General features: G+C 48.5%; 8 protein-coding genes. 3 read left to right on the top strand and 5 right to left on the bottom strand.

Translation table 11 applies throughout. The features are described from left to right. Positions 1–659: 659 nt before the first annotated feature. The 3 genes from NZ772_08140 (at position 660) to NZ772_08130 (ending at position 3,445) form a co-directional block, all read left to right on the top strand. A complete protein-coding gene (locus NZ772_08140) occupies positions 660–1,787 on the top strand; it encodes a sodium-dependent bicarbonate transport family permease (protein ID MCS6813525.1) in 1,128 nt (375 codons plus the stop codon). An 87-nt stretch (positions 1,788–1,874) separates the two neighbouring features. Further along, positions 1,875–2,207 carry a hypothetical protein gene (locus NZ772_08135; protein MCS6813524.1) on the top strand — a complete coding sequence of 111 codons (333 nt, stop codon included), beginning with the start codon at positions 1,875–1,877 and terminating at the stop codon, positions 2,205–2,207. A gap of 485 nt (positions 2,208–2,692) precedes the next feature. Next, complete coding sequence (locus tag NZ772_08130) at positions 2,693–3,445, top strand: Uma2 family endonuclease (protein ID MCS6813523.1); 753 nt, start codon at positions 2,693–2,695, stop codon at positions 3,443–3,445. Between the two features lie 41 nt (positions 3,446–3,486). Here the strand turns inward: NZ772_08130 and NZ772_08125 are convergent, their stop codons facing one another. From NZ772_08125 to NZ772_08105, 5 genes are all read right to left on the bottom strand, one after another. After that, a complete protein-coding gene (locus tag NZ772_08125) occupies positions 3,487–4,941 on the bottom strand; it encodes a hypothetical protein (GenBank protein ID MCS6813522.1) in 1,455 nt (484 codons plus the stop codon). 653 nt (positions 4,942–5,594) lie between these two features. Continuing rightward, positions 5,595–6,263 carry a class I SAM-dependent methyltransferase gene (locus tag NZ772_08120; GenBank protein MCS6813521.1) on the bottom strand — a complete coding sequence of 223 codons (669 nt, stop codon included), beginning with the start codon at positions 6,261–6,263 and terminating at the stop codon, positions 5,595–5,597. 48 nt (positions 6,264–6,311) lie between these two features. Further along, on the bottom strand, positions 6,312–7,586 hold the full coding sequence (locus tag NZ772_08115; protein ID MCS6813520.1) for an ABC transporter ATP-binding protein: 1,275 nt from the start codon (positions 7,584–7,586) through the stop codon (positions 6,312–6,314). Then, entirely contained in the window at positions 7,586–8,383 is a 798-nt protein-coding gene (locus NZ772_08110; GenBank protein MCS6813519.1) for an ABC transporter permease, read from the bottom strand. Before NZ772_08110 ends, NZ772_08115 begins: the two co-directional genes overlap by 1 nt. Before the next feature lie 6 nt (positions 8,384–8,389). Next, positions 8,390–9,309 (bottom strand): glycosyltransferase (locus NZ772_08105; GenBank protein ID MCS6813518.1); only part of this gene is annotated, 920 nt, incomplete at its 5' end.

Genomic DNA, 9,309 nt, shown 5'->3' with positions numbered 1-9,309 from the left:
GTCATTAAGATACAAGGGTGAGGGCAACAGTGACATGCACCCCTTGTACTACGTCTCCTAACCCCCTGTTCACGTGTTAGAAGATACTTGTTGTAGCCAATTGGCTCTGCAGTGCCAGTGTCATCCAAAAGCCATAGAGGAATTTCTATGCAGATAAAAATCTTTTCCTTGATTGTTCGATAGATTTTGTTATCCAGAGTAGCGTACATTAACATTATCCAAATAATTTAATTATTAAATCTGATATCCTGGACTTTGAAGTAACTTTGAAGTCACACGGTAATCATGCTTGGCAATTTGTTGCCACGAATAGTTGGGGGGTGTGATTTTGGATGTGAGATTCTATTCTTCATCTAAACTTATAGCCCATCCTTCTGCGAAATGGGTTGCTCTTAGTTAGTTCATTCTACGGTTTATTTACTTCAATCATGGCGATTCCAATCTCATCCAGTTCAATAGCTTCTGGAGCGAAGCGTGGTATTTCGCCATTGATTTCTGAACCGACTGGACTAATGGCAATAGACCTAATTCATGGGTTCTTATGCAATACCTGTGTTACGGGGGTGAAGCGCTTCGCTCTTAACCTATTTATCTCTTAAAAGTTCATCTAGTTCACTCATAGCAACATTCCTCATTAGGGGAGGCACAAGGAGGTATTTGTGGATCTTTTGTCCAATTTTTTAATGGACTTCATTAAGCAGTTACAATCTCCAACACTCAGCTTTTTGATCGGCGGGATCTTTATTGCTGCCTTTGGTAGTCAACTGCAAATTCCAGAGTCGATCGTCAAGATCATAATCTTCATGCTGTTGACCAAAATCGGCCTGACTGGTGGCATTGCAATCCGCAATTCCAATCTAACGGAAATGATCTTACCCGCGGCGTTTTCTGTATTAGTGGGGATTCTGATCGTATTCATTGCACGCTATACATTAGCCAAGCTACCCAAGGTCAAAACCCTGGATGCGCTTGCGACTGGGGGACTGTTTGGTGCTGTGAGTGGTTCTACAATGGCGGCTGCCATAACAGCCCTAGAAGAGCAGAACATCAAGTTCGAGGCATGGGCTGGTGCACTCTATCCCTTTATGGATATTCCGGCACTTGTGACTGCAATTGTGGTGGCTAATGTTTATCTCAATAACATGAAGCGCAAAGAGCAGGCTCAATCAGCCATGCAAGAGTCACTCAGCAGGCAGCCTGTGGCGGCAGGTGATTATCCTGATCAGCAGAGTTATCCTAGCACTCGACAGGAGTATCTGAGCAGGCAACGGTCTGTGGATAGTCGGGTTAAGATCTGGCCGATCGTCCAGGAAAGTCTCCAGGGGCCAGCCTTGTCTGCAATGTTGTTAGGTCTTGCACTTGGCCTGTTCGCAAGGCCAGAAAGCGTCTACAAGGGTTTCTACGATCCTGCCTTTCGTGGCTTGCTTTCAATTCTGATGCTGGTCATGGGTATGGAGGCTTGGTCGAGGCTAAACGAACTGCGCAAGGTAGCTCACTGGTATGTCGTGTACAGTGTAGTGGCACCGTTTGTGCATGGGCTTATCGCCTTCGGTCTTGGTATGATTGCCCACTATGCCACAGGCTTTAGTCTAGGGGGTGTTGTAGTGCTAGCGGTCATTGCTGCCTCCAGTTCAGACATTTCAGGCCCGCCCACACTGCGAGCCGGCATCCCATCGGCTAATCCCTCTGCCTATATCGGTGCTTCTACAGCCATTGGTACACCAGTTGCGATCGGCCTTTGTATTCCATTTTTCCTCGGGCTTGCCCAGACGTTAGGTGCTGGCTAATCCCACACAGATCATGGCCTGTCGGCACTCTCTCTTAGCCCGGCAGGCCAAGTGACTATAATGTAAATCTTTGAGGAGGCAACCAAGATGGCTAAGCCAGCCAAAAAGCTCGTCATTATTTCAGAAAAGATTCTGTTGAAAAAGATTGCCCAGATCATCGAGGAAGCTGGGGCAACTGGTTACACGGTGATGGAAACCGGTGGTAAAGGCAGTCGCAACGTGCGATCGTCAGGGCAACCTAGCGTTTCTGACACTACAGTGAATGTCAAGTTTGAAGTGCTCACCCACGATCGAATTATGGCTCAGAAGATTGCGGATCATGTTGCAGAGAAGTTTTTCTTGGACTATGCAGGCATTATCTACATGTGTGATGCAGAGGTCTTGTATGGACACAGCTTCTGTGGGCCAGAGGGCTGTTGAATTCAGATAGCATCCAAAGCATGACTGTTCTTGATAGCCGTGTTGTCTGATGAGGAACAGGATCAAATCTTAACTAGGGAGAGAGGAATTAAGCAGCCAACCCTACGGCAGCAGTTGGGACAGTTTTTGTGAGCGTACTGGCAACCTGCGTGGTATCGTCGGCATCCTCCCTCACCCTAAATTTCTCTCTCAACATAAGGAGAAGAATTGCAATTTGGCTCCTTTTCTCCCTTTTGGGAGATGAGGCTAACGACTTAGCTTGCTTCCCGCAAGGTGGGCAAGCTATTTTTCTATCTTCAAAATTCACGTTACACCAGAACTTGAAGGCCGTTTCTCCAATGGTGTAAGGACGATCAGCGCTGGAGTGGAGTGTAGAGCATCTCCCTGCCCCGTGGACATAACGGTGTGCTAATTTGCCGCCCTAGCCGCTAAGATGAAAACGAAGCACTCCCACAGGTCACTACATTCAGTGTTGTCTAGCTACCATGACTGACCCCGCCCTTGAACTGGATCGTCCCCGTGCCTTCCCTGACCACACCCAGTTGCCCGAATCCGACGGTACCTTTGTGAAAAATTTTCAGGAGCATCCCCAAAGCATCTTACTCACTGATTCCTTGAGCGCAGTGTTGCAACGGCTCCACCCTGATGGGCAGTACTGCATTGGTCAAGACAGCGGCATCTATTGGCGAGAAACAGACCCACCAGAAAAGGGAGCCGTTGCTCCCGATTGGTTCTATGTGCCTGGTGTGCCAGCCCAGTTGGATGGTCAATATCGTCGCTCCTACGTGCTATGGCGGGAATTGATTACACCCCTGATTGTGCTGGAATTTGCATCAGGAGATGGGTCGGAAGAACGGGATGTCACACCCTTTAAGGGTAAATTTTGGGTCTATGAGCGGGTGCTGCGAGTCCCCTACTATGGCATCTACGAGATCCAGAGTGGCAGGCTAGAGGTCTATCACCTGAATGACATCACCTATGAGCGGATGACCCCTAACGATCGGGGACACTATCCCATCCCTCCTATGCAGGTGGAATTAGGATTATGGCGTGGTACCTACCAAAACCAAGAGATGCTATGGCTACGGTGGTGGGATCTAGACGGTAACTTGCTACTAATTGGCAGTGAACAAGCGGTGCTAGAGCGCCAACGGGCAGAGCAGGAACGCCAACGGGCAGAGGCAGCGGAGCGAGAGCTGGCAGAGTTGCGATCGCGCCTACAACAATTGGATGGCTGATGTGGATGGCTAACGACCAACTTTAACGAGTGGATTCCCGTCTAATCCAGAATTTCAAGAGATGCTTGCGCCATGATGGCAGAGTGAGCAGCAAGTTGAACCTGAAGTCTGCCCTGGTCTAAGGCTTGTGCTGAGAGGGGCTGATCTAGCATATTTGCACTGAGTTGCCAAAGCCGGGCTGCTTCTGATAGTTGCAGAGCTGACAAATCTATAGCAATTTCATAGCGATCGTCCTGATCGTTTACCAGTAACACATTCAGATTACGATCGTCCCTAGTAGCCATGACCATGATCTCTTCAGGGGTGGGGACAACCGGCAAAACATCTTTCCCACCCTGCAATGCCCGAATGCCCATCCGCATTGCGTAGTAACTGAGTTGACGATTGCCCCGCCGATTAATCAGACCAGCAAAGCCCCTCTCACCTCCCCAACTATACAGGGAAAACAGATGATTACCGTAAACATAAGTATCTCCTGGTTGTGCCATCCTCATTAGGTTTTTCAACACAGTCAGGGCGATTGACCAATCATTGTAGCTCTCTTGGTAGGTTCCCCATTCCCCCACCCAGATTGGAAACCGTTCTAAACCAGCTTGATTCATTGCCCGTCGCATTGTGGCAATATAGCCAGATACATCTGGGCTGTAGATATGGAAGTTCATGCTGTCAAAGTCTTTGGGCATTTGGGACATTGCCCCATAGACCCAATGTTGATACGCTGCGATCGGTGCATGGATATGATAGACCCGATTGGGCAAATACGTGCGGTACACATGGTCAATTGCATCCTTGGCAACTCGGACTAGCTCAGCATAGTCAGCAAACGTGCCGCCCCAACCATGAATACGTACATCGGGTTCATTATGAATCTCAAACTCGTTCACCTGATAGTCGTTACGGACGTTCAGCCAATAAACTGTTGCAAACACATGCTCCCACCACTCGTTCCAATCCTCTGCGGTGCGGGGTGGGTTCAGTTGCAAGGCCCAACTAGGATTCCAATCCCCATCTACATTACGAATTGTTAGCACAGGGCGAATGTTAGCTTGCTGAAGCTGACTAAACAGGGTGCGAGCGTTGCCCTGCCAAATCTCTCCAGACCGTCCCGACCACCAATAGTCACTGCCTTGTGGAGGTGTAGTCATTGCTTTGTCCCACCAAGCCCAATTCACTACATTAGGGTTAGCTTTGATTTGAGCAATCGTGGGATAGCCGTAAATACTGTCGTCATCTTCAGCTTCCCAACGGGACATACCGCCATAGATGCGATATGTGTTAATACCTAAATCAGTTAAATCATCTGGGTCGAAATTAACATTGCCTTCTACAGCACCGATATATTGGGTGGTTCGTCCTACAGGATTAGGCAAAATTTTGACGATCGTCGAGTGTTCTGGTTGAGCCACAGTCCTAAACGGCTGAAGGGCAGCAAAACTGACTGTAGCGAAGATGCCCAGAATAACACACCAGAGAAATGAGGTTAACGATTTAAACACGGTTGCTAGAGACTAGGGTTTTATGTGGGCAAGGCAATCCGTTACTGTAGGTTACTAGCAGTTATGACAATAATTGTCACCATAATTGGATTGTCAATTGGATAGGGATCAGCTGTAAGAGAGATTACTAGACGAGCGTTGATTCGGGTGCATCCCACTTACACAAATAAGCCCTCATCTCCCAGCCCCCCTAGCCCCCAGCGAACGGGGGGGTGGAAGAAGGGGAGCCGGATTGGAAGTCCCTCTCCCAAACAGGGAGAGGGATTTAGGGTGAGGGCTACACAAGTGGGATGCACCCTATTGATTCATCTGCCACGTCGCAACCAAGCGAAGTCCTAACCCAGCTAGGATGACTCTTAGTAACCATATCGTGATTTGTGAGTGAGGCGATACAGATTCATGCTCAGATGACTGCTGGCTAGTAGGTTGGTTTGTCATAAGACTAAAATATAGATGAGTACAGTTTCACTGCTTGATTTTGGAGTAATGCCGTGGCTCGTAGTTAGCACTTCAGTGCTAAAGCACTGACTACAAACCGTAACTTGGAGTTGGCACTTCAGGGCTAAAGCACTAACTACAAACCGTAGCTTGGAGTTGGCACTTCAGGGCTAAAGCACTGACTACAAACTTTAATTTCTGAGTAGGATGATGCACTAGGCTGGTTTTATTTTCCTAATTGCGACATCCTGATAAGTCAGAAAGCTATCTAGTGCCAAAAACACAATTTCCCAGTGGTGGGTGATACAAAACTCATTGACAGCACGGGGGATGCCGTAGGGAATCATTTCGTAGGGAGACCAGTGGGTATAGTCATTGAAAACTAGCAGGCCATTTTCCTTTAATTTTGGATGAGATTTATCAATATCCTTCTTAACACCCTCGTAGGAATGGTCACCATCAATGTATATCCAATCAAAATATTGATCAGGAAATGTTGCAATAACCGTTGAAGAGTCTCCTTGATGCAACTCTACAGAGTGATTCTTCAAGCCTGTTTTGATGGCTGTCCTCTCGTCAAGACTTGCTTGCAGCAGAGATAAGTCTATATCAATAATATGTAACTTCTGGGGATGGGTAGCCAGCATAATTTTCTCTGCAAACTTGCCATATTGTGTCCCAATTTCAGCTACGATCGCATGTTTGGGAAGTGCATAGAGCATCCGCTCTCGACTGCAAAATACAGTACAGTTCTGCACATGAATATCACTTAGTTCAGGTGCCCACAGAAAAAAGGGGTTATTGGCAAAGTCATTCCATTGTTCATTGGTTATGGATTGTGATGCCTCTAGAAAAGCCTGACGATATTTCTGAAAATCCAACATTAGTAGTCTCCATAAAATTAGAATCTTCAATAGTTAAGTTTGTAATAGTTAAGTTTGAGCAACCGATGAATGCTTAATAGTGGTTGCTGACGGCAACTGGGATGGGTTGATTATCCATTTCAGGGGTGGAAGCAGGAGGGTTTGTTCTGAGGTTGGAGCATTAACGCTGATGGTATAAACATGCCAGTGAAAATCATAGGCATATTCCCAATTGGATTGATAAATCCCTGGTTCTACAAAATAGTCACCACTGCCTAGGTCAAGTCGATCGAGGTGCAGTTGAATTGAGCCAAAGCCTTCAATCACAGAGATATTAACTCCTTGCACAGAGGTATTGGTGGTAAAACACATTTCTCCCTTGAGAGTGGTCAGATTCACCCCAAAAATTGGATTGTGGATAGCCTGATGAGCAAGATATTGAATTTCAATAATCAAGGGATCCCCTGAGTTCAAGATATTTGCTGGTTGGAATTGAACATTGACGATTTCAGCCTCTAACGACCCAAACCGATTTTCGCTTACCTTCAGTTCAACACCATTGGATGTCAACTGGGGAGGACGGTTTGGAGTCCGCTGCTGAGTTTGCACTCGCATTTCCATCGTATACTGCCTGGTCACTGTTGCTGGTTCGCCATAGGCAACTACCTCCCCATGCTTTAACCACAGGGCACGATCGCACAACTCTTTCACTTGGTCGGGGCTATGGGAAATCAACACAATGGCACAGCCTGCTGCCTTTAGGTCTGCAATCCGGCGCAAACATTTGCTCTGGAATGCTAGGTCACCAACGGAGAGGAACTCATCCACTAGTAACACCTGGGGATCGGTGTGCACGGAGATAGCAAAGGCGAGGCGCATTTGCATCCCACTGCTGTAGGTGCGGAGGGGATTATCGATAAATGCCTCTAGTTCTGCAAACTCGACGATCGTCTGCAATTGTCGTGCCACTTGTCGTCGAGTCAGGCCAGCCGCAATGCCTAGGACAAACACATTTTCTCGTCCCGTTAGATCGGGAGAGAACCCTGCACCCAAGTCCAACAGTGCCCCAATTCGCCCGTTTACCCGCACCCAGCCTTCATCGGCTCGTCCCACACCGCCGATCAACTGCAACAGGGTAGATTTACCTGCCCCGTTGTGCCCTAGGATGCCCAGCATCTCGCCAAACTGCACCGTGAAGCTGACATGACGCAAGGCCCAAAACTGCTCTGCTTTACCCAAACCCCGAAACCCAGACAGGGCTGCTTCCATAATGGTGCGGGGACGATCGGCAGCATAGCGAGCATAGCGTTTGCCCAAGTTGTGGACAATGATTGCCTCTGTCATCACAATTCCTCCACAAATCGGGCACTCTGGCGCTGAAAGACGGCATAGCCAAGAGGCAAGAGCAATAGCGTGATTACTGCGACGATCGCCATTGCTAGCCAGTCGGGTGCCACCCCCCAAAGGAGAATTTGACGATACCAGGTGACAATATGAACCATCGGGTTTAACCCATAGAAGAACCAGTACTTACCAGGAATGCTCTTGAGGTCATAGAAGATGGGGGTGAGGTAGAACAGCAGTTGTAACACTACACCTAGGGTATGTTGGGTATCGCGGAAGGCAACGTTTAGCCCTGCTAGCACGTAGGCAATGCTAATGGTGAGGGCAAATTGCACCAGTTGAATGATCGGCAGACAGAGTAGCCAAGGGGTCAACCGCACCCCGTCTAGCAACAGAAACAGCATGAGAACTGGCAGAGAGAGCAGCAAGTGAACCAGACCGGTGGCAGTGACGGCGATCGGTAACATCGCAACAGGAAAACCCGGTTGTCTCACCAAGGGGCGGCTGTTGATAATCACCCCAGTGGCTTGAAACAAGGAGCTGTTGAACCAGTTCCACACCAGCAAACCACAAAACACATAGGAGGCATATTGGGGAATATCAACTTTAATGATCACCCCAAAAATGAAGATGAAGACTAAGAGCTGTAGCAGAGGACTGATCAGGGTCCAAGCAACTCCAAGGGTGGAGCGTTTGTACAGCAACTTCATATCGCGATCAACGAGCGATTGTAGCAAGTCCCGCAAGTAGACCAGTCGTTGCCAGAAAGTACGCGCACCCGTTGATGTTGGAACCATAGGCTGTCAATCAACTCCTGTGTTTGCGACAACATCGGCATCAGCGTCAGAATCCATCGTTGCAGAATAGCGTTGGTTACGAGGACGATAAGCTTGGCTCCGCCCCTCTCGCCAAACCCGTAAACGAGACATCCCCAGAGACCAAGGCCCCGCCAAGTTTCCCAGGATTTCAAGCAGAATTAGAGAGATAGGATAGTCACTCCATCCCCGCAAACGGTAATAGGTACGGGTAAGATGGGCTAGCGGTAATCCTACTAACACCTGAGCTAGTCCGCGCCAGTCTCCATCCTGCAACCAAGTGGTGAGGTTGTATGCTACATGACCTTTACTGTAGTTATAGAGTTGACGGCGCAGATCAGACATCTTCCGGCGATGCTTGTGCCAAACGCAGGCCTTTGGTTGATAGACTAGGGTATAGCCTGCTTTCAGCACTTTGTAGAACAGGTAGGTATCTTCACCCACACCAGAGGGCATCCCTGGTCCCAACGCTTCATCCATTAGCCCAATCTGAGGATGTTGGAAGATGCAAGACCGGAAAGCTGCATTGGCAGTTGCTCCTAGTGTCCAGACAGGGGCTGGTTGACGGGGAAACTGCTCAAACCAGTTCCCGTTCACTTCAAAGGGTTGAAAGCCTCGCCCTAAGCCGCCATAGAGTTCAAACAATTGTTGAGCACGAGTTTCTAGCTCTACGGGGAGGACGTTTCCCGTCACAATCATCACATCCGATCGGGTGAAGGGAGCTAGCAATTGCTCTAACCAGCCGGTAGGCATGGTGACATCATCATCAGTGGTTACAACAATGTCACCGTTGCTATGAACAATGCCTGCATTCCGAGCATAGGCTAGTCCTCGGCGAGGCTCTTTAATCAGTTGTATTCCAGGGAATTCAGCCACAATCGGCGGGGTTAGCCCTGAGGCTGGATGAT

The sequence above is a fragment of the Cyanobacteriota bacterium genome (assembly GCA_025054735.1).
GTDB lineage: Bacteria > Cyanobacteriota > Cyanobacteriia > SKYG9 > SKYG9 > SKYG9.
This window is presented reverse-complemented; position numbering and strand designations above follow the sequence as displayed.

What these genes read in the sequence shown, in the direction of transcription:
- NZ772_08120 (MCS6813521.1), bottom strand. Translation starts at nt 6,263, where the DNA reads ATGTTGGATTTTCAGAAATATCGTCAGGCTTTTCTAGAGGCATCACAA.
- NZ772_08115 (MCS6813520.1), bottom strand. Translation starts at nt 7,586, where the DNA reads ATGACAGAGGCAATCATTGTCCACAACTTGGGCAAACGCTATGCTCGC.
- NZ772_08130 (MCS6813523.1), top strand. Translation starts at nt 2,693, where the DNA reads ATGACTGACCCCGCCCTTGAACTGGATCGTCCCCGTGCCTTCCCTGAC.
- NZ772_08135 (MCS6813524.1), top strand. Translation starts at nt 1,875, where the DNA reads ATGGCTAAGCCAGCCAAAAAGCTCGTCATTATTTCAGAAAAGATTCTG.
- NZ772_08110 (MCS6813519.1), bottom strand. Translation starts at nt 8,383, where the DNA reads ATGGTTCCAACATCAACGGGTGCGCGTACTTTCTGGCAACGACTGGTC.